The sequence below is a fragment of the Streptomyces sp. NBC_01089 genome (genome assembly GCF_045162975.1).
In the GTDB taxonomy this organism is placed as follows: Bacteria; Actinomycetota; Actinomycetes; order Streptomycetales; family Streptomycetaceae; genus Streptomyces.
Genome location: NZ_CP108660.1, coordinates 2652153 through 2671334, shown reverse-complemented (window position 1 = coordinate 2671334; position 19182 = coordinate 2652153). Strand labels below are relative to the sequence as shown.

General features: G+C 69.7%; 16 protein-coding genes and 1 riboswitch. Of the genes, 11 read left to right on the top strand and 5 right to left on the bottom strand.

The genetic code is table 11. The annotated features are described in order from the left end of the window. Positions 1 to 349: 349 nt before the first annotated feature. From OG510_RS11690 to OG510_RS11655, 8 genes are all read left to right on the top strand, one after another. Entirely contained in the window at positions 350 to 1900 is a 1551-nt protein-coding gene (locus OG510_RS11690) for an HD domain-containing phosphohydrolase (protein WP_406136721.1), read from the top strand. Further along, complete coding sequence (locus OG510_RS11685; protein ID WP_406136720.1) at positions 1897 to 3189, top strand: HD-GYP domain-containing protein; 1293 nt, start codon at positions 1897 to 1899, stop codon at positions 3187 to 3189. Before OG510_RS11690 ends, OG510_RS11685 begins: the two co-directional genes overlap by 4 nt. A 135-nt stretch (positions 3190 to 3324) precedes the next feature. Further along, positions 3325 to 4308 carry a tetratricopeptide repeat protein gene (locus tag OG510_RS11680; protein WP_406136719.1) on the top strand — a complete coding sequence of 328 codons (984 nt, stop codon included), beginning with the start codon at positions 3325 to 3327 and terminating at the stop codon, positions 4306 to 4308. Between the two features lie 84 nt (positions 4309 to 4392). Next, a complete protein-coding gene (def, locus tag OG510_RS11675) occupies positions 4393 to 5022 on the top strand; it encodes a peptide deformylase (protein WP_406136718.1) in 630 nt (209 codons plus the stop codon). Between the two features lie 810 nt (positions 5023 to 5832). Beyond that, positions 5833 to 6222, top strand: coding sequence for an SCP2 sterol-binding domain-containing protein (locus tag OG510_RS11670; protein ID WP_406136717.1), 390 nt, complete (start codon positions 5833 to 5835; stop codon positions 6220 to 6222). A gap of 118 nt (positions 6223 to 6340) precedes the next feature. Continuing rightward, a complete protein-coding gene (locus OG510_RS11665) occupies positions 6341 to 7558 on the top strand; it encodes an acyl-CoA dehydrogenase family protein (protein WP_164265194.1) in 1218 nt (405 codons plus the stop codon). Positions 7559 to 7587: 29 nt separating this feature from the next. After that, a complete protein-coding gene (locus tag OG510_RS11660) occupies positions 7588 to 8634 on the top strand; it encodes a hypothetical protein (RefSeq protein ID WP_406136716.1) in 1047 nt (348 codons plus the stop codon). Next, positions 8634 to 9566 (top strand): ThiF family adenylyltransferase, encoded by a 933-nt coding sequence (locus OG510_RS11655; protein ID WP_406136715.1) that lies wholly within the window; start codon positions 8634 to 8636, stop codon positions 9564 to 9566. The genes OG510_RS11660 and OG510_RS11655 overlap by 1 nt, the downstream gene beginning before the upstream one ends. 102 nt (positions 9567 to 9668) lie before the next feature. On the opposite strand, the gene OG510_RS11650 is transcribed toward OG510_RS11655, so the two are convergent. Continuing rightward, complete coding sequence (locus OG510_RS11650; RefSeq protein ID WP_406136714.1) at positions 9669 to 10277, bottom strand: TetR/AcrR family transcriptional regulator; 609 nt, start codon at positions 10275 to 10277, stop codon at positions 9669 to 9671. A 104-nt stretch (positions 10278 to 10381) separates the two neighbouring features. On the opposite strand from OG510_RS11650, the gene OG510_RS11645 reads away from it, so the two are divergent. From OG510_RS11645 to OG510_RS11635, 3 genes are read left to right on the top strand one after another with little or no spacing between them, the layout of a single operon-like run. Beyond that, on the top strand, positions 10382 to 12796 hold the full coding sequence (locus OG510_RS11645) for an MMPL family transporter (protein WP_406136713.1): 2415 nt from the start codon (positions 10382 to 10384) through the stop codon (positions 12794 to 12796). A 25-nt stretch (positions 12797 to 12821) separates the two neighbouring features. Next, the gene (locus OG510_RS11640; protein WP_203599821.1) at positions 12822 to 12977 is read left to right on the top strand and encodes a hypothetical protein; all 156 of its coding nucleotides are present in this window, start codon (positions 12822 to 12824) and stop codon (positions 12975 to 12977) included. 38 nt (positions 12978 to 13015) lie between these two features. Continuing rightward, positions 13016 to 13288: a DUF4190 domain-containing protein gene (locus OG510_RS11635; RefSeq protein ID WP_406136712.1), complete on the top strand. Its 273-nt coding sequence runs from the start codon at positions 13016 to 13018 to the stop codon at positions 13286 to 13288. A 71-nt stretch (positions 13289 to 13359) separates the two neighbouring features. On the opposite strand, the gene OG510_RS11630 is transcribed toward OG510_RS11635, so the two are convergent. The 4 genes from OG510_RS11630 to OG510_RS11615 all read right to left on the bottom strand — a co-directional run bounded on the left by OG510_RS11630 (position 13360) and on the right by OG510_RS11615 (position 18986). Next, positions 13360 to 14394 carry a ribonucleotide-diphosphate reductase subunit beta gene (locus tag OG510_RS11630; protein WP_164265200.1) on the bottom strand — a complete coding sequence of 345 codons (1035 nt, stop codon included), beginning with the start codon at positions 14392 to 14394 and terminating at the stop codon, positions 13360 to 13362. Next, positions 14385 to 16742, bottom strand: a complete 2358-nt coding sequence (locus OG510_RS11625) for a ribonucleoside-diphosphate reductase subunit alpha (RefSeq protein WP_406136711.1) — start codon at positions 16740 to 16742, stop codon at positions 14385 to 14387. The genes OG510_RS11630 and OG510_RS11625 overlap by 10 nt, the downstream gene beginning before the upstream one ends. A 126-nt stretch (positions 16743 to 16868) precedes the next feature. Next, positions 16869 to 17000, bottom strand: a riboswitch (cobalamin riboswitch). 115 nt (positions 17001 to 17115) lie between these two features. Further along, entirely contained in the window at positions 17116 to 18747 is a 1632-nt protein-coding gene (gene mctP, locus OG510_RS11620) for a monocarboxylate uptake permease MctP (protein ID WP_406136710.1), read from the bottom strand. Beyond that, on the bottom strand, positions 18744 to 18986 hold the full coding sequence (locus OG510_RS11615) for a DUF3311 domain-containing protein (protein ID WP_164265203.1): 243 nt from the start codon (positions 18984 to 18986) through the stop codon (positions 18744 to 18746). The genes mctP and OG510_RS11615 overlap by 4 nt, the downstream gene beginning before the upstream one ends. Between the last annotated feature and the right edge of the window lie 196 nt (positions 18987 to 19182).

Genomic DNA, 19182 nt, shown 5'->3' with positions numbered 1-19182 from the left:
CACATCACGACCTCCACAGCGGGACCACGGCGCGCGCCGTGGTCCCGCTGCTGTGCGTGCGCGGCCGACCGGCTCGGGCGGTGGCCGCGGTGTGCGTACGCGGTGGCGATGTGCGCGGTGGTGATGTACGCGGCCGTGATGTGCGCCGTAGCGATGTGTGCGATGCGCGCGTCGTGCGTGGGCCGGTCCGCGCCCGGCTTCCGCTCCGTGCGCTCCGGTTTCGGCCCCCGCGCTGTCACCCGATGGGCTGCTGATCCGCCGATGCGGCCCCCCGGCCGCCCGCCCGCGCCTATTCTCCCCAACCTGTACGGACGCCGGAGCCGTGCGGATCCCGGAGGAGGAGGCCGCCATGCGGGCACTGCCGCCGACGGCGCGCGCCTGCGTCCTGTGCGCGGTCCTGGCCGCCGCCTGGTGTGTGCTGCCCGCCCTCACCGACCCCGGCACCCCCTGGACCGCCGTCGCGCTGCTCGCCGCGGTGTACGCCGGATGCGAGCTGCTCGCCCGCAGATCACCGGGGAGCGGGTCGTTCTTCGCCGTGCTCATCGCCGCCGCTCTGCTGCTGCCGCCCGCGGCCGCCGCGCTCACCGCGGTGCCCGGTGCGCTGCTCGGCCCGGCCGAGCACCCTCCGTACGGCGTCCGGCGCCTCTGGCACGCCGCGCAGCTCGCGCTCGCCGTACGGGCCGCTGCCGAGGTCCCCGCCCTCCTCGGCGGCCCCGGCAGGACCCCCGACTTTCCGTACGCCCTGCTGCCGGCCCTCGCCACCGCCCTGGTTCTCTGTCTGGCCCTGACCGCGCTGGACGGCGCCGTACGCGCCACCGCCGAGCGGCTGCCCGCCCGCACCTCGGGCGGCGCGCTGCTGCGCTCACTGGCCCCGCACACCGTGCACGGGCTGGCCGCGCTGATGATGGCGGTCCTGTGGCGCAGCCCCTACGGCCCGCCGGCCTCCCTCTTCGTGCTGCTGCCCATGTACATCTCCAGCTGGGTCTTCGCGCAGTACCACCGCGAGCGCGCCGCCCACCGGGCGACGATCCGGGCCCTGGTGCAGGCCGTCGACATCAAGGACCAGTACACCCGCGGCCACAGCGAACGCGTCGGCCAGGCGTCCGCGATGATCGCCGGCGAGCTGGGCATGGCCGGTGACCGTCTCGAGGCGCTGCGCTTCGCCGGGATCCTGCACGACGTGGGGAAGCTCGGGGTACCCACGCGGCTGCTCAGGAAGGACGGGCCGCTGACCCCCGACGAGCGCCGCGTCATCGAGCTGCACCCCGAGTACGGGCACGAGATGGTCCGCGGCATCGGCTTCCTCGGCGAGGCCAGGGCCGCGATCCTGCACCACCACGAACGGCTCGACGGCTCCGGTTACCCGTACGGGCTCTCCGGGCGGCAGATCCCCGAGTTCGCCCGGGTCGTCGCCATCGCGGATGCCTTCGACGCCATGACTTCCACCCGCTCCTACCGCCGCGCCAGACCCGTCGACGCCGCCCTGCGGGAGCTGCTGCGGTGCGCGGGCACCCAGTTCGACCCGCTGATGGTCCAGGCGTTCGTACGGGCGCTCGCCCGGCACGGCTGGCGCCCCGCCGTCACCGCCGACGAACCGGACACCTGCCCTTCCGGTCCGCACCCGGCCGAACCGGCTACGGCCCAGGCCGGCTCAGCCCAGTCCAGCCCCGCCCAGACAGGCCCCGCCCAGTCAGGCGCAGCCCACCCAGGTACGGCCCAGGCCGGCTCAGCCCAGTCCAGCCCCGCCCAGACAGGCCCCGCCCACCCAGGTACGCCTCAGTCCGGTCAAGCCCACCCAGGTACGCCCCGGCCAGGCCCGGCCCAGTCAGGCCCCGTTCCGTCCGCCCGTGCCACGGCGGCCGCTCCCCGCCCGCCCGCCGATCTGGAGCACCCCGCGTGAGCGCCGCCCGTACCCCGTGCGCCGTGCGCCTCGTCCACGGCGCCGCCGCACTCGTCGCCGCGGCCGGGCTCGGCTGGACCCTCTGGTACGGCGTCGGCGACGGCGACACCGCGCTCGCCTTCGGGATACTCGTCGCGGCGGGCGAACTCACCCGCCGCACCGGCCCTGGCAGCGAGCGTGAACCCGCCCCCCTCGGCACGGCAGGAGCCCTCGCCTACGCCCTGCTCGGCCAGAACGCCGGCCACCCCACCGCCCACGGCGTCCCCCAGGTCGTCGCCGTCGTCGTGGCGGGCGCGCTCGCGGGCACCGCGCCGCACATCGCGCGCGGCCGCGGTCCCACCGCCGACCACATGGCCCGCCGGGTGCTCACCGTCGCCTTCGCCGCCGCCTGCTTCCAGCCGCTGTGCGGATCCGGGCGGACAGCGGCCTGGGCGGTGCGCGGCCCCTCGTACGCCATGGTGCTGCTGCTCCTGCTCGGCCTCACCGCCCTCTGCGACGCGGTGCTGGCCGCCGCGATGGCACACGCCCGCACCCGCTGCCCCGCCCCCGGCTCCCCGCACCGCCCCGGCCGGGGCGTCCCCATCGGGCCGCTGCTCGGCGAGGAACTGCGCGCGCTGGCCGGTATCGGCTCCGCGGTCTGCGCCACCGGCGTCGTGATGGCGCTGGGCGTCGCGGTCGCCGGGCTCTGGGCGCTGCCCGTCTTCTCCGTGCCGCTGCTGCTGACCCAGCTCTCCCTGCGCCGCCACACGCTGGTCCGCACGACCTACCGGCAGACCATCACCTCGCTCGCCCGCGCCACCGAGATCGCCGGATACACCCCGCACGGCCACGCCCGCAGGGTCGCCGGGCTCAGCCGCGCCGTCGGCCGGGAGCTGGGTCTCGCCGAACCGGCGCTGACCGTCCTGGAGTACGCGGGCCTGATGCACGACATCGGCCAGCTCTCCCTCGTCGACCCCGTCCCCGGCGGCGCCACCGCACCCCTGCCACCCGCCGAACAGCGCCGGATCGCGCTGCTCGGCGGCGCCGTGGTCCGCCAGACCGGGGTCGACGCCAAGGTGGCCGTGATCGTGGAGCGGCAGGCGGATCCGTACCGCGAGCAACCGCTCACCGCCCGCATTGTCCGGGCGGTCAATGCGTACGAGGACCTGGCCGGGGAAAACGAAGAGGTAAAGGGTGCGGGCGGTCCACTGGGCGCCCTGGAGCGGCTGCGCCTCGGTACCGGCCACGACTACCAGCCGGAAGTCGTGGAGTCACTCGCCCGTGTGCTCGCCCGGGGCGGCGCCGCCTGAATCCGGGCCGGGAGCGGGTAACCGATGGGTAATGAGCGCCGCTCCGACTGGGCATGGTTGGATGCGAAGAGAGGGTGTCCGGGGGAATCGGAGCCCGGGTAGCAGAGTCTTTTCAGCGACCGGCAGGCGGGAATCGTGAGGATCTTCGGGAAGGTACGGCATCGGCCCTCCGCATCCTGGCGGCAGGCCACGGACCGCGCGTTCACGCTGATCGGCGACGGTCGGTACGAGGACGCGGGAGCCCTGCTCACCCGCGCCGCCGATCTGGAGCCGTGGCTGTCCGAGTCCTGGTTCAATCTGGCCCTGCTGCACAAGTTCCGGCACGACTGGGACCGCGCACGGACCGCGGGGCTGCGCGCCGTCGCGCTCCTGGACCGCGAGGCGGGCGCCCCTGACTGGTGGAACGTCGGGATCGCGGCCACCGCGCTGCAGGACTGGCCGCTGGCCCGCCGTGCCTGGCAGGCGTACGGGCTGCGGGTCCCCGGCGAGCCCGCGGCCAGCGGTGAGCCGGTCGGCATGGACCTCGGCTCCGCAGCCGTGCGGCTTTCCCCTGAGGGGGAGGCCGAGGTGGTCTGGGGCCGCCGGCTCGACCCCGCCAGGATCGAGGTGCTCTCCATCCCGCTGCCCTCGTCCGGCAGGCGCTGGGGCGAGGTCGTCCTGCACGACGGTGTCCCGCACGGCGAGCGCGTCACCGCAGCGGGCCCCTCCTACCCGGTCTTCGACGAGATCGAGCTGTGGGCGCCCTCGCCCGTACCGACCTGGGTGGTGCTGCTCGAAGCGGCGACCGAGGCCGACAGGGACGCCCTGGAACAGCTCGCGGCCGACGCGGGATTCGCCGCCGAGGACTGGTCGTCCTCGGTCCGGCTGCTCTGCCGTGCCTGCTCCGAGTCGCAGATGGAGAGCGACGAGGGCGACGGCGAGCAGCGCCCCGATCCGCACGACCACAGCGAGCCGGGCCACCCGGGACCGCTCGGCCACCGCACGGCGGGCGGGCTCTGGGTCGCGGAGCGCGAGTGCGGGATAGCCGCCCCGGCGGGGCTGGTGCGCGGACTCCTCGACGGCTGGGTCGCGGACAGCCCGGACAGCCGCGAGTGGCGGGACCTCGAAGAGGTCTGCTGAGCCGCTGGAGCCGCCCTTCCCACCGGTCCGCCCGTTAGGCTGTACGGGATCGATCCGGGTTTTTGAGGAAGGCGTACGGCGGACATGTCGCAGCAGCAGACGGACCAGCAGGTCAATGACGGTTTCGTCGTGGACACCGAGGACTGCGAGGAGCGCGAGGAGGCCCACCGCGCCCGCGGCACCGCCCGTCCCATCACCGTCGTGGGCAACCCGGTGCTGCACCGGGAGTGCAGGACCGTCACCTCGTTCGACGCCGAGCTGGCCCAGCTGATCGACGACATGTTCGCCAGCCAGAAGGCCGCCGAGGGCGTGGGCCTGGCCGCGAACCAGATCGGTGTGGACCTCAAGGTCTTCGTCTACGACTGCCTCGACGACGACGGCAAGCGCCATGTCGGAGCCGTCTGCAACCCGGTGCTCACCGAGACCCCGGCCGAGCGCCGCCGGCTCGACGAGTCCAACGAGGGCTGCCTGTCCGTCCCGACCGCGTACGCCGAACTGGCCCGCCCGGACTACGCGGAGGTCACCGGCCAGGACGCGGAGGGCAACCCGGTGAAGGTCCGCGGCACCGGCTACTTCGCCCGCTGCCTCCAGCACGAGACGGACCACCTGTACGGCTACCTCTACATCGACCGGCTCTCGAAGCGCGACCGCAAGGACGCCCTCCGGCAGATGGAAGAGGGCACCCCGCGGTACGAGACGGTCCCCAACCTCTGAGAAGCGCGGCGGTGCACGGCACCTGACGGGGCGTACGCAGGAGTATTCGGGCGTGGTGGAGACTTTTTCCGCCACGCCCGAATACTGTTTTCCGCCACTGCGCGGCGCATCTCGTCCGTACATGTCGCCGCCGTAGGTATCAGCGCATCAAACGTTCGATAGACCCTGTACGAAAACCAATACCTGCTCAATGACTGACTTGCAGTCGCTGACTGGCTGGCAGTAGCATTCAAGCGTGGTACAGCGCAGCGAGGCTTCTCTTGTTCTCGGTGAACGGATGCCGGGGCGGACCAGAGGGAAGCATCATCACGGGGGAGTGCGGACATGTGCGAACCAGCGATACCGGTCTCGTGCCGTTTTCAGGTGACGATTCATCAGTTCCTGAATCCCATGGGCACGATCGGCAGCAGGGTCGCCATGCGATGTCGCTGTACGGCACCCTCCTTCGCATACCGCTCCAGACCACGCACGACAGCCGCGGCCTCTCTTAGGCGCGGCCCGGTGACAGTTCCTTACTGCCCGGTAGTAGTTCCTGCCCGGTAATAGCCCCTGACTGAGGGGGCTATCACGCCCATACGTTCTCACCCCTACGCCCACTGCGTCCGCGCTGTCTCTTCCGGCGTCTGACGCACATCTCCCCATGGATTCATTCCCCTCCATGGGTTCATTCCGCCGTGCATGACGTCGATTTCGGTCAGGCGCGGACCATTTCGTGACGCCATGTATTCCGGCGCGCCGAAATGCTCCGTGCCCGCCGGTCGACGTCTTCTTCGGCGGTCTCCTTCACACCACACCACACGGAGTTTCGTCATGCCGGTTTTCAGCTCCTCCGAACAGGCCAGTGAGGTCTTCAGCGGCCTGTTCAAAATCCTCATCAAGGACGAGGGGTTCGCACGCCGTATGCGTGATTCCCAGATCTCCTTGCATCTCATCCAGACCAAGCCGGAGTTCGAGCTGTACGTCACGCCCGACGACGTCACAGCGGGCGCCCCGGAAAGCCCGGCTGCGATCCGTATCAAGATGAGCAGCGACACCGCCCACAGCCTCTGGCTCGGCAAGCTGCTCATGCCGGTCGCGCTGGCGACGGGCAAGGTGCGCATCAAGGGCAATGTGTCCAAGGTCCTCGAATTCGTCCCGCTGCTCCAGCCGGCCTTCGACCAGTACCCGGAGATCGCCAGGGCCGAAGGGCTCCCCGCCTGACCGCGCGGACCGCCCCGAAGCGCCCGTCCCGCCGGGCACCCGCGCCGCGCGGCCCGGCAGGTCCCACGCACAAGAACACCTCTTTACGCACAAGATCACGTCAAGAGCCTGGAGAACCGTGAGCACCACGACAGAGCACACCGCGTCCGCCGACTTCCTCGCCGAGCCGCCGCACATCCGGGAGCTGCGGCAGCGGGTCCGGGAGTTCGTCGACAAGGAAGTAAGGCCCCGCGTCGCGGCCAACGACCGTGCCGAGCACGATGACTTCGACCTGGAGCTGGTGCAGCGCGGCCACGAGGCGGGACTGCTGCGGCTGGTCGTCCCCAAGGAGTACGGCGGCCTGGGCCTGGGCGTCCTCGGCGTCGCCGTCGCGCTGGAGGAGATAGCCAAGGCGTGTGCGGGGACGGCCCTGATCTTCGGAGCGACCCTGCTGGGCCAGGCCCCGATCCTGCTGTCGGCCGACACCCGGCTGCAGTCCCGCTTCCTGCCGCGGTTCTCCGGCGACACCGCCGTGCTCGCGTGCAACGCCATCACCGAGGACGCGGCGGGCTGCGACCTCCTCATCCCGGAGAACGCCGAGCACGCCACCGACGTCGTACGGGCGCGCCGCCAGGGCGACCACTATCTGCTGACCGGCCGCAAGCGCTTCATCACCAATGCCAAGGTCGCCGACTTCGCCTGTGTGTACGCGAACATCGAAGGACATCCGGGAGCCACCGGCCTCACCGCTTTTATCGTTCCGCTGGACACCCCCGGAATCACACGTGGGCCCGTCGCCGACAAAATGGGCTACCGAGCGTGCCTCGGCAGTGAATTGCTGCTCGACGATGTGCAGGTCCCGATGGAGAACATCGTCGGTGGCGAAGGCAACGGCATGCTCATCAACGTCCAGCAGATGAACATGGCGCGTGCCACGGTCGCCGCCATCTCCACCGGTATCGCACAGGGCGCTTTCGATCTGGCGAAGCAGTGGTGCGAAGACCGTGTGCAAGGTGGTGTTCCGCTGTACATGCACCAGTTCACCGCGCGCAAGCTCGCCGAGATGTCATCGAAGACCGACGCGGCACGGCTGATGTATCTCAAAGCAGCCCAGACGACCGACACCGCCATGCCCGCCCCCGCTTACGAGCCCGCCACAGCGAAACTCTTCGCCGACCGCGTCGCTATCGAGGTCGCTCAGGAAGCCATGTCCCTCATGGGTGCCCGCGGGTATCTCCGCGAGTACGGCATGGAGAAGTTCGTCCGTGAATCCTTCGGCGCCCGTATCTACGAAGGCACACCTGAGGTTCTCGCCCTCGCCATCACTGAGGCTCTCTACTCGGATGACGACTTCTGAGCCCCACCGCTTCAACAAGAGGAGCCCCTATGGACGGGATCACTCTGCCCGCCGTCGGCGCGGCAATTCCATGGCATGTTCCCCGCGGTATCCCCTACCAGAAGACATCCGGTGCGCAGCCTGCTCAGGCCGGACCGGTGGAAACCACGGCACCGGTGACCGATTCCGCGATCAGCCGAATACGCCGTCGTTATATCCGTGACATTCTCGACATGCAGGAACGGCTCAGCTTCCGCGGCCTGTCCGGCGAGTTGGAACAGAGCGGGAAGTACCTCTACCGCGCGGACCGCGGCCAGGGTGTGACGGTCACGGCAGCGCTCACCGAACACATTCCGCGCCGCTATCTCATGGGCCTCGGAGTGTTCCGGCTCTCCCAGTACCTCCAGGCCGGGTTCGCGAGCCCGGACATCGTCTTCAACCGGTCCTTATTCTGCGAGCCGATCCAGGGATTCGGTGACGCGGACATCCATGTCATCGCCACCGACACCGAGACCGGCAGGATCCTCGGATACGTCTCCCTCGCGCACAGTGGAGACCCCGAACCGCAGCCGGCGTCCGCCCCGGAACGCGTGCTCTTCCCCTGTGAGCAGGCACACGGCATGCGGCTGATCTCGCTGCTGCCCGGGTCGGCCGGCCTCTCCACCCATGCGATACGCGAGGTGAAGCGCTTCGTCCACGACCACGCCATGACCGACAGGACCCAGCGGCTCCGCGTCACCCTCGAGCTGCTGTCCGGGATCACCGGGGCCCTGTGCCACCCGGACTCCCGTACCACGATGCTCGTCGGAGACGTCGAACGGCACGTGGCACTGCGGCACTTGATGCTGCTCGGCCTGGAAGTGCACCTGGTGGAAGGCACCACACCCGACCTGGGCCCCACCGACCTGATGCACCCCATGTACGTCACACGCGAGAAGGTGCTCCCGTTCATCGCGGTCCTTCCCCCGCGGGAGGAAGCGGTACGGCGTGCGGCACTGGTCGAGCGGGCGGCCACGGCGCCCGCACCGTTCCGCGCGGTACGGGACCTGATGGGCAGTCTCGCCGGAACCGTGCACAGCATCGAGGTGGCGGCCTGATGACGACGCAAGCAGCGCCGCCGGACTTCTACGCGGACCTGACCGAGCGCAACCGCGGTTTCGTCTCGGACCGCGCACAGTCCGAACTGGGCCGTTCCCGGCTGCTGATAGCCGGCTGCGGCTCGACCGGCGGGGCCGCAGTGGAGCCTCTGGTCCGGCTGGGCGCGCAGGACTTCGTCCTCGCGGACAACGGCACCTTCGAGCTCAACAACCTCAACCGCCAGCACGCGGTGTTCACCGACATCGGCAGCAACAAGGCGACCGTGGCCGCCGGGCGCGTGACGGCCATCAACCCGTACGCCAAGGTCGAGGTGGTCACCGAGGGCATCACCGAGAAGAACGTGGAGCGCCTCGTCGCGGGCTGCTCCCTGGTGATCGACGGCGTCGATGTCACCGAGCGCGCCGGATGGCGGGCGAAGTATCTGCTGCACGCCGCCGCGGCCCGGGAGCGGCTGCCCGTACTGACCGGTTACGACATGGCCGGCACCCAGTACATCCGTTTCTACGACTACCGCAGAGCCGGGTCCCGCCCGTTCGACGGGAAGATCACCGAGGCCATGACCGAGCAGGCGATGGTGTGGTCCCTGCTGTTCAAGGTGATACCGGTACGCCATATCCCGCTGGAGATGCTGGTCAACGCCCGTGAGCATCTGGCGGACACCGAGTACAGCGTTCCGCAACTCGTGTACGCCTCACTGCTGTTCGGGGCGCTGAGCGCACGGATGACCGCCGAGATCCTGGCCGGGGAGCCGGTGCGCCGCAATGTCGCGGTGGATGTGCACCGGGCCACCCGCCGCCGGGCGGGCCGGTGGGCGGCTGCCGTGCAGCGGCCTCTCGTACTCCTGGGCGGGCTGCGGGAGCTGGCGGCCCGCAAGCGCGCGTACGCCCCGCTGCCGGCCGCGCCGGTTCCTGAGGAGGGAAGCACCGGCTGACCCCGTGCGGTGACTGGCTTCTGTGACCCCGGCCGCGGCGGCGGCCGGGGTCACAGAACCGCCTGCGTGATGGTCCGGACGGGCACGCCCGCACGACCGCCTTCAGGACTCCGTGGACTTGCGCAGCCCCGAGAGCAGATGGACGACGACCTGTCCTGCCTCGCGGGCCGCCTTCTTCGGGTTGCGGGCGAAGGCCACCGATGTCGCGGCCTCGCAGAGCATGCCGAAGATGACGGTGGCCGCGGTGTCCAGGTCGACCGGCTGCAGCTCACCGCGGTTCTCCAGGACCTCCAGCAGGAAGCGCATCTGGGGCAGGGCCAGCTCGTCGTCGATCTCACGGCAGCGCTCGACACCGAGGACCCCGGCGGACTGCCGCAGCAGGGACCGCTTGTCCGCGTCGATCTCGAAGCTGTGCAGGAAGGCGCGGACCGACGCCTCCGCGATCGCCCAGGGGGACTCCTGGCCGGACGCCGCGGCCTCGGCCACGTGCGCCATCACGGCCTGCTGACTCTCGCGGAACACCTCGTCGAAGATCGTCCGCTTGTCGGGGAAGTGGTAGTAGACGGCGCCCTTGCTCACCCGTGCGGCGGCCGCGATGTCATCCACCGACGTGGGGCCGAAACCTTTCGCCACGAACAGCTCTGATGACGCCTCCAGCAACGCCGCTCTGGTCAGAGCCGCGTACTCCTCGCGTCGTGACTTGACTGTCATAGTACCTCCAAGGATACTCACCGACTGTGAGTATGTAAGTGAACGCGAGTTGCTTTTAGTATCCCGCGAATCTGTCGACTTCTCCAGGCATCGGGAGCCACCTCATGACCGAGCATCATTCCTCCTCGCCGCCCCGGGCCGGGCGCCAAGAGGCCGCGGGCGGGTCCGCGGGCCGGCGTGGGGTGGCGGCAGCCGCGGCCCGGTTGACCTCCCGGCTGCGCTGGCCCCTCCTGGTCCTGTGGATCGTCGCGCTGGCCGTGAGCGGCACCGGCGCGATGTCGATCGCCGACTCACTGAGCGGCGGCGGGTGGTTCGTGAGCGGATCCGACTCGGACAAGGCCGCGGCCCGGCTGGAGCACGGCTTCACCGGCCGCGGCCAGGTCACGGTCACGCTCGTCGTCCACGACAGGCGGTACGGCGCGACGGCGCCGCAGTTCGAGCAGCGCGTGCGGTCGGTGGCGAAGGCGGTGACGGCCGAACCGGCCCTGAAGGCCACCGACAGCTACGGATGGACCACGCTCTCCCGGCAGAACCGCACCGCGTTCCAGGGCAAGGACGGGCACACCGCCACGGTCTCGGTCGCGCTCGACCGCGACGACGGCTCGGCCCGCCGTGAACTGCCCAAGGTCCAGAAGGACCTGACCGGCCGGTTCGACTCCCAGGGCCTGGACGTCTCGCTGGTGAGCCCGGCGTCCTTCTGGGGAGAGATCAACACCCTGAGCCAGCAGGGCCTGATGAAGGCCGAGCTGATCACGCTCCCGCTCATCGTGGTGATCCTGCTCTATCTGTTCCGCGGTGTGGTCGCGGCACTGGCCTCGCTGGCCGTCGGCATCACGGCGATCGTCCTCACCCTCGGCGTGCTGGCGCCACTGGCCGCCCAAACCGAGCTGTCGGTCTTCGTGGAGAACGCGGCGACGATGCTGGGGCTCGGCGTCGGCGTGGACTACTCGCTCTTCATGATCACCAGATTCAAGGAGGAGCTGGCGGCGGGGAAGGACGTCGAAGCCGCGGTGGCGGAGACCCTGCGCACCTCGGGCCATACGGTGGTCGCCTCGGGCATCACCATCGCGATGGCGATGTGCACGCTGTTCCTGATCGACCTAAACGTGATCTTCTCGATCGCGCTCGGCAGCGTCGTCGTCGTGGCGTTCTCGGTCCTCAGCTCCGTGCTCTTCCTCCCGGTGCTGCTGCACTTCCTCGGCCACCGCGTCAACAACGGCCGGGTGCGGATGCCCTGGCGTTCGCGTACCCGTGCGTCCGGCAGCCGGGACATGACGTCCGACCGCTGGTACCGGACCGCCGTGCGGGTGATGAACCGCCCCGTCCTGTTCCTGGTCGGCACCACCGTCGTCCTGCTCGCCATCGCGTCGCCCGCCGTGCAGCTGCGGACCTTCTCGCCCGACTCGCGCATCATCCCGCACTCCTCGCCGGTACGGGTCGGCTACGACGAGGTCCAGAAGCAGTTCGGTGTCGGCACCACGTCCCCGGTGCAGGTGGTGGTCACCTCCTCCCGCCCGTTCCAGGACCTGCCGCAGTCGGACCAGCTGCTGCGTCTGCGCGACGACCTGAGCGCGCTGCCGCACGTGGCACATGTCGAATCGGGCATCGACACGCTCAAGAAGGTCTCGCCCCAGGCACCCTTCGCGGCGCTGGCCGGCCCGCGTCTGGCGCAGCTGCCCCCGGACGCCCGTAACACCGTCCGGCACTATGTCGCGGCCGACAACCGGGTCACGGTGCTCGAAGTGATCCCGGACGACCGCTCGTCCAGCGACGCCGTACGCACGCTGCTGCACGACGTACGGGAGAGGTCGGGCACCCTGTCGGGGCCGCTGCACGCCGTGGTCGGCGGTGAGGCCGCCGAGGGCATCGACGCCAACCAGGTGATCCAGGACCATCTGATCGAAGTCATCGGGCTGATGCTGGTGGCCGTGTTCATCGTGCTGATGCTGGCGTTCCGTTCACTGCTGCTCCCGGTCAAGGCCATCGCCATGAACCTGCTGTCGATCGGGGCGACGTACGGAGTGCTCGTCCTGGTCTTCCAGAAGGGCTTCGGCACCGGGCTGCTCGGCTTCCAGAAGACGGACTACCTGCAGAACTTCGTGCCGGTGCTGCTGCTGGCGCTGCTCTTCAGCCTCAGTACGGACTACGAGGTGTTCCTGCTCGGCCGGGTCCGTGAGGAGTATCTGGTGAGCGGTGACAACACGGCGTCCGTGGCCCGGGGTCTGACGCGTACCGCCCCGCTGATCTCCGGTGCGGCGGCGCTGATGGTCGCCGTGTTCGGGGCGTTCGGGTTCGCCGGCATCGTGCCGATCCAGCAGCTCGGCTTCGGTATGGCGATCGCGGTCCTGCTGGACGCGACGCTCGTACGGCTCGTCCTGGTCCCCGCCGCGATGCGGCTCATGGGCCGCTGGAACTGGTGGATGCCGGGACGCCCCGACCCGGGCGGTTCCGCCGCCGACGACGGTACGGACGGCGCCGCCTCGCGCGGCGGACACCCAGCTGAGTACGCCGGGCGCTGAGCGCGCCCCGACCGAAAGGACACCCATGCTTCCCTTCGAGATCGTGCTCGTGCTGTTCGGTGTCCTGCTGGGTGCCGTCACACAGATCCCGGGCCACATCAGCCTTGTCGCGCTCGGGGTCATCGGCTGCTGGCTGGTGGTCTTCGCCATCCGCGAGCGGTACCCGCGCACCCGGCGCTGAACGCCCCCGCCCAGCCGAACCGGAACAGGAGCCCCGCTATGGACGCCGTCAGTACTTCCCCCACCCGTGGCCACGGCAGGGACGCCGACGGGATGGCCGTCGCCTCGTTCGTGCTCGGGCTTCTCGGGCTGCTGGTGATGAACGTGTTCCTCGGCCCCATGGCGATCGTCCTCGCCTCGATGGCGCTCTGGTACCGGACCGCGCGCCGGGGCAGGGCGCTGTTCGGTCTCGCCCTGGGGGTGGCCGATCTGGCGGTCATGGCGATTCTGGTCACCTTGCACGGCACGGTCATCTGGAACTTCACCGGCTGAGCTGAGCAGTGCAGGAGAAGAGTGTGGGGCCGTCCCGGAGGTGATCCGGGGCGGCCCCACAGTCCGTTCGCTCAGAAGTCGTCGTCGAAGGAGACCGAGCCCTCGACCGCGACCTGGTAGGCCGAAGGCCGGCGCTCGAAGAAGTTCGTCAGCTCCTGCACGCCCTGCAGTTCCATGAAGGAGAACGGGTTCTCCGAGCCGTACACCGGCGCGAAGCCCAGCCGGGTCAGCCGCTGGTCGGCGACACACTGGAGGTACTCGCGCATCGACTCGGTGTTCATCCCCGGCAGCCCGTCGCCGCACAGGTCCCGGCCGAACTGCAGCTCCGCCTCGACCGCTTCGCGCATCATGTCGGTGACCTGCTCGCGCAGCGCGTCGTCGAAGAGCTCGGGCTCCTCCTTGCGGACCGTGTCGACCACCTCGAACGCGAAGTTCATGTGCATGGTCTCGTCACGGAACACCCAGTTGGTGCCGGTCGCCAGACCGTGCAGCAGCCCCCGCGAGCGGAACCAGTACACGTACGCGAAGGCCCCGTAGAAGAACAGCCCCTCGATGCACGCGGCGAAGCAGATCAGGTTCAGCAGGAAGCGGCGGCGGTCCGCCTGGGTCTCCAGGCGTTCGATCTTCTCGACCGAGTCCATCCACCGGAAGCAGAACTGCGCCTTCTCCCGGATGGAGGGGATCTCCTCGACCGCGTCGAAGGCGGCCGCGCGGTCCTCCGGGTCGGGCAGATAGGTGTCGAGCAGCGTCAGATAGAACTGGACGTGCACGGCCTCCTCGAACAGCTGGCGCGAGAGATACAGCCGCGCCTCGGGGGAGTTGATGTGCTTGTAGAGGGTCAGCACCAGGTTGTTGGAGACGATCGAGTCACCGGTGGCGAAGAACGCGACCAGCCGGCCGATCATGTGCTGCTCACCCGGTGAGAGCTTGGCCAGGTCGGTCACGTCCGAGTGGAGGTCGACCTCCTCGACCGTCCAGGTGTTCTTGATCGCGTCGCGGTAGCGCTCGTAGAAGTCCGGGTAGCGCATCGGACGCAGCGTCAGTTCGAAGCCCGGGTCGAGCAGGTTCTTCGCGTTCTTCTGGGGTTCGTCACTCATTACTGGCATGCCTCGCAGGACTCGGGGTTCTCAAGGGAGCAGGCGACGGCGTCCGCGTCGGCGGCCGGTGGAGCCTGCTGCGCGGGGACGGACGCGGAACGCGCCGCCCGCGCGATGCGCGTCGCCGGGCGCGAGCGCAGGTAGTACGTGGTCTTGATGCCCTGCTTCCACGCGTACGCGTACATCGAGGAGAGCTTCCCGATGGTGGGCGTCTCCAGGAACAGGTTCAGCGACTGGCTCTGGTCGATGTACGGAGTACGGGCCGCGGCCATGTCGATCAGACCGCGCTGCGGGATCTCCCACGCCGTGCGGTACAGCGCCCGGACCTCGTCGGGGATCCAGCTGAAGCCCTGCACCGACCCGCTGGCCTCGCGCAGCGCCTCACGGGACTGCGCGTCCCAGACGCCGAGCTGCTTCAGCTCGTTCACCAAGTAGGCGTTGACCTGGAGGAATTCCCCCGAGAGCGTCTCGCGCTTGAAGAGGTTGGAGACCTGCGGCTCGATGCACTCGTACACCCCCGCGATCGAGGCGATGGTCGCGGTCGGCGCGATCGCGAGGAGCAGCGAGTTACGCATCCCGGTCTTCGCGATCCGGGCGCGCAGCGCCTCCCAGCGCTCCGGCCAGGCGGACTCGGTCGTGTAGTGGTCGGGGTGCAGCACACCGCGCGCCGCGCGGGTCTTCTCCCAGGCGGGCAGCGGGCCGCTCTTCTCGGCGAGCTCGCAGGACGCCTCGTACGCGGCGAGCATGATCCGCTCGGAGATCCGGGTGGAGAGCGCCCTGGCCTGCGGCGAGTCGAAGGGCAGCCGCAGCTGGAAGAAGACGTCCTGGAGCCCCATCAGGCCCAGGCCCACCGGACGCCACTTGGCGTTGGAGCGGCCCGCCTGCTCGGTCGGGTAGAAGTTGATGTCCACGACCCGGTCGAGGAAGGTGACCGCGGTGCGGACGGTCGCGTCGAGGCGCTCCCAGTCGAGCGAGTCGCCGGAGACGAACGCGCCGACGTTGACCGAGCCCAGGTTGCAGACCGCGGTCTCGCCGTCGTCCGTCACCTCCAGGATCTCGGTGCACAGGTTCGACGAGTGGACGACAGCGCCGGGCTCGGCGGTCTGGTTGGCCGTACGGTTCGACGCGTCCTTGAAGGTCATCCAGCCCTGACCGGTCTGGGCGAGGGTGCGCATCATCCGCCCGTACAGATCCCGTGCGGGGATGGTCTTCCTGGCCAGCCCTTCGGCCTCCGCCCTGCGGTACGCGGCGTCGAAGGCGCCGCCCCACAGATCGGTCAGCTCCGGCACATCGGCGGGCGAGAACAGCGACCAGTCGGAGTCGGTGCCGACCCGGCGCATGAACTCGTCGGGCACCCAGTGGGCCAGGTTGAGGTTGTGCGTACGCCGCGCGTCCTCACCGGTGTTGTCGCGCAGCTCCAGGAACTCCTCGATGTCCGAGTGCCAGGTCTCCAGGTAGACGGCGGCCGCACCCTTGCGCCGGCCGCCCTGGTTCACCGCGGCGACCGAGGCGTCGAGGGTCTTGAGGAAGGGGACGATGCCGTTGGAGTGCCCGTTGGTACCGCGGATCAGCGAACCGCGGGAGCGGATACGGGAGTACGAGAGCCCGATGCCGCCCGCGTGCTTCGACAGGCGGGCCACCTCGTGGTAGCGCCCGTAGATCGAGTCGAGCTGGTCGAGCGGCGAGTCCAGCAGATAGCAGGACGACATCTGCGGGTGCCGGGTGCCGGAGTTGAAGAGCGTGGGGGACGAGGGCAGATAGTCGAGGCGGCTCATCAGCCCGTACAGCGCGGACACTTCGTCCACGGCACCGGCGGAGTCGTCGGCGGCGAGACCGCAGGCGACCCGGAGCATGAAGTGCTGGGGCGTCTCGATGACCTGGCGGGTGAGGGGGTGGCGCAGCAGATAGCGGCTGTAGAGGGTGCGCAGCCCGAAGTACCCGAAGCGGTCGTCGGCCGCGGTGTCGACGGTGGCGTCGAGCCGCTCCGCGTGGAGCCGTACGAAGGCGGCCGTACGGTCGGCGATCAGGCCCTCGCGGTGTCCGACGGCGACCGATGAGGAGAACGACACCGCGCCCTCGCCCGCCGCCTCGTCCGCGATGGTGCGGGTGAGCAGCCGGGCGGCGAGCCGCGAGTACGCGGGGTCCTCGGAGATCAGACCCGCGGCCGCCTCGGTCGCCAGCTCCCGCAACTCGGCCTCGTCCGACGCCGCGTTGCGCCCGCGCAGGGCGGCGGCGGCGACCCGGCCGGGGTCGGTGTCGGTGAGATCGGCGGTGAGGTCGGTCAGGGTCCGCAGCAGTACGGTTCCCGGGGCGTCCGCCACCTGCTCGGAGACAGGTGCGGTGGGCGCGATGGTCACGGTGCGCTCTCCCTCGCTCGGCTGGGGCCGGCGGGAGGACGGGCGCGTACGGGCACAGCAGAGCAGCACACCGACAGCGTCCGCAGGCCCTACCGCGAGGCCCGGACGTTTCCCATCCGGTTCGGTCGAGCCGGATGCGCCGTCGGCAGGTCCTCGGACTCCACGGTGCGCGAAAGCGCACTGATCACACCGTTGCGGGACAGTTCCGGATTCGCACCGGATTCCCCTGCGGCGACAGCGAGCATGAGCATACATGTGGGGTGCCCGTCGGAAAGCACCCCCCATATGTTGTGTCGTGCACGGCGAAAGGGCCGCCGTATCTCCCGGGAGGAGACATGGCGGCCCTGTCGGCCGATGGCGGTGGCGGCCTGGTTCAGGCGCCGGCCGGGCTGCCCGCCGTGGCGGGCGGGAGCTCCACCTGGACGCCCTCGTCACCGGCGTCGGCCGTGTAGTCCTCCGGGGAGGTCTCGTCGATTCCGGCGGGTGCCTTCACCGCGTTGAGCACGAGGGTGAGCACCAGGGTGACGACGACGTTGAGCACGAACGCCGTCAGACCGATGTAGCCGATCTGGCCGATGCCCGGGATCTCCTTGGACGAGCCGCCGAAGTGCGCCTGGGTCGGGCTGGCCACGCCGTACGCGGCGAGCGTGCCGTACACCATGCCGACCGCCCAGCCCGCGAGCAGTGCCCAGCGGTGGAACCAGCGGGTGAAGAGCCCGCCGACCAGCGCCGGCATCGTCTGGAGGATCCAGATGCCGCCGAGGAGCTGGAAGTTGATCGCCACCGTCGGGTCCATGGCGAGCACGAAGAGCAGCGCGCCGACCTTCACCACGAGCGAGACCAGCTTGGAGACCTTGGCCTCCTGGGCGGGGGTCGCGCCCGGTTTGATGAAGTCCTTGTAGATGTTGCGGGTGAAGAGGTTAGCCGCCGCGATGGACATGATCGCGGCCGGGACCAGCGCGCCGATGCCGATGGCGGCGAAGGCCACACCCGCGAACCAGTCGGGGAACATGTTCTCGAACAGCTGCGGGATCGCCAGCTGGCCGTTCTTCACCTTGATGCCCGCGGCGATCGCCATGAAGCCGAGGAGCGCGAGCAGCCCCAGCATCAGCGAGTAGAGCGGCAGGATCGCGGTGTTGCGGCGGATCACGTTGCGGCTGCGCGAGGAGAGCGTCGCGGTGATCGAGTGCGGATACATGAACAGCGCGAGCGCCGAGCCGAGCGCCAGTGTGGCGTAACCCCACTGACCGGCCGCTCCCGGCGCGAGTGCCCCGCGCGGCAGGCCCGTCGCCGGGTTCTTCTGCGCGAAGGCGTGGCCTGCCTTGGCGAAGATGTCGTCGAAGCCGCCGAGCTTGATCGGGATGTAGATGATCGCCACCAGGATGACGATGTAGATCAGCCCGTCCTTGACGAAGGCGATCAGCGCGGGCGCCCGCAGCCCCGACGAGTACGTGTACGCGGCGAGCACCGCGAAGGCGATCAGCAGCGGGAGGTCCTTGACGAACCAGTTGCTGCCCTCGCCGCCGACGCCCATGACGTCGAGCACCGCCTGGATGCCCACCAGCTGGAGGGCGATGTACGGCATGGTGGCGAGGATGCCGGTGACCGCGACGGCCAGCGAGAGCCCCTTCGAGCCGAACCGCCCCCGGACGAAGTCCGATGTGGTGACGTACCCGTGCTTGTGCGAGACCGACCAGAGCCGCGGCAGGAAGGTGAAGATCAGCGGGTAGACCAGGATCGTGTACGGCACGGCGAAGAACCCGGCCGCGCCCGCCGCGTAGATGGCCGCGGGGACCGCGACGAAGGTGTACGCGGTGTACAGGTCGCCGCCGAGCAGGAACCAGGTGACCCAGGTGCCGAACGACCGTCCGCCCAGGCCCCATTCGTCGAGGGTGGCGGCGTTGTCGGCGCGGCGCCAGCGGGCGGCCAGGAAGCCGACGACCGTGACGGCCACGAAGAAGAAGATGAAGACGCCGAGCGCGACTCCGTTCACACCGTCCTTCATGCGGACGCACCCCCCTTGCGGGCGCGCTGGTCACGCTGCCACAGCTTGTACGCGGTCATCGTGAGCGCCGTCGAGATGAGCACCCAGAGCATCTGGTACCAGTAGAAGAACGGGATACCGATGAAGGCCGGGTCCACCTTCGCGTACGAACTCACCCAGAGCATGGCGACAAAGGGTGCGATCAGGCATACCGCGATGATCACGCGCACCGGCGTGACCACCGGTCTTTTCTCGGGCATGGTGCGGTCCGTCCCCTCACTGAGCACCTGGTACAACGCGCAGGAAATCTAGGCGAGGATGCTCATGTGACGTAACCCCTATCCGCATACCGGAACGGCAACACCGTTCGTACGGGGGGATTTCGGTGAAGAGTCCCGATTTCGTGGGGGGCTGCGGGGGATCGGTGCAGACCTGCTCCCGGCCTCAGTCGGTCGG

Bases quoted from the DNA above. Each gene is read 5' to 3' on its own strand.
- OG510_RS11690 (WP_406136721.1), top strand. From the start codon at position 350: ATGCGGGCACTGCCGCCGACGGCGCGCGCCTGCGTCCTGTGCGCGGTC.
- def (WP_406136718.1), top strand. From the start codon at position 4,393: ATGTCGCAGCAGCAGACGGACCAGCAGGTCAATGACGGTTTCGTCGTG.
- OG510_RS11670 (WP_406136717.1), top strand. From the start codon at position 5,833: ATGCCGGTTTTCAGCTCCTCCGAACAGGCCAGTGAGGTCTTCAGCGGC.
- OG510_RS11660 (WP_406136716.1), top strand. From the start codon at position 7,588: ATGGACGGGATCACTCTGCCCGCCGTCGGCGCGGCAATTCCATGGCAT.
- OG510_RS11655 (WP_406136715.1), top strand. From the start codon at position 8,634: ATGACGACGCAAGCAGCGCCGCCGGACTTCTACGCGGACCTGACCGAG.
- OG510_RS11650 (WP_406136714.1), bottom strand. From the start codon at position 10,277: ATGACAGTCAAGTCACGACGCGAGGAGTACGCGGCTCTGACCAGAGCG.
- OG510_RS11645 (WP_406136713.1), top strand. From the start codon at position 10,382: ATGACCGAGCATCATTCCTCCTCGCCGCCCCGGGCCGGGCGCCAAGAG.
- OG510_RS11640 (WP_203599821.1), top strand. From the start codon at position 12,822: ATGCTTCCCTTCGAGATCGTGCTCGTGCTGTTCGGTGTCCTGCTGGGT.
- OG510_RS11635 (WP_406136712.1), top strand. From the start codon at position 13,016: ATGGACGCCGTCAGTACTTCCCCCACCCGTGGCCACGGCAGGGACGCC.
- OG510_RS11630 (WP_164265200.1), bottom strand. From the start codon at position 14,394: ATGCCAGTAATGAGTGACGAACCCCAGAAGAACGCGAAGAACCTGCTC.
- mctP (WP_406136710.1), bottom strand. From the start codon at position 18,747: ATGAAGGACGGTGTGAACGGAGTCGCGCTCGGCGTCTTCATCTTCTTC.
- OG510_RS11615 (WP_164265203.1), bottom strand. From the start codon at position 18,986: ATGCCCGAGAAAAGACCGGTGGTCACGCCGGTGCGCGTGATCATCGCG.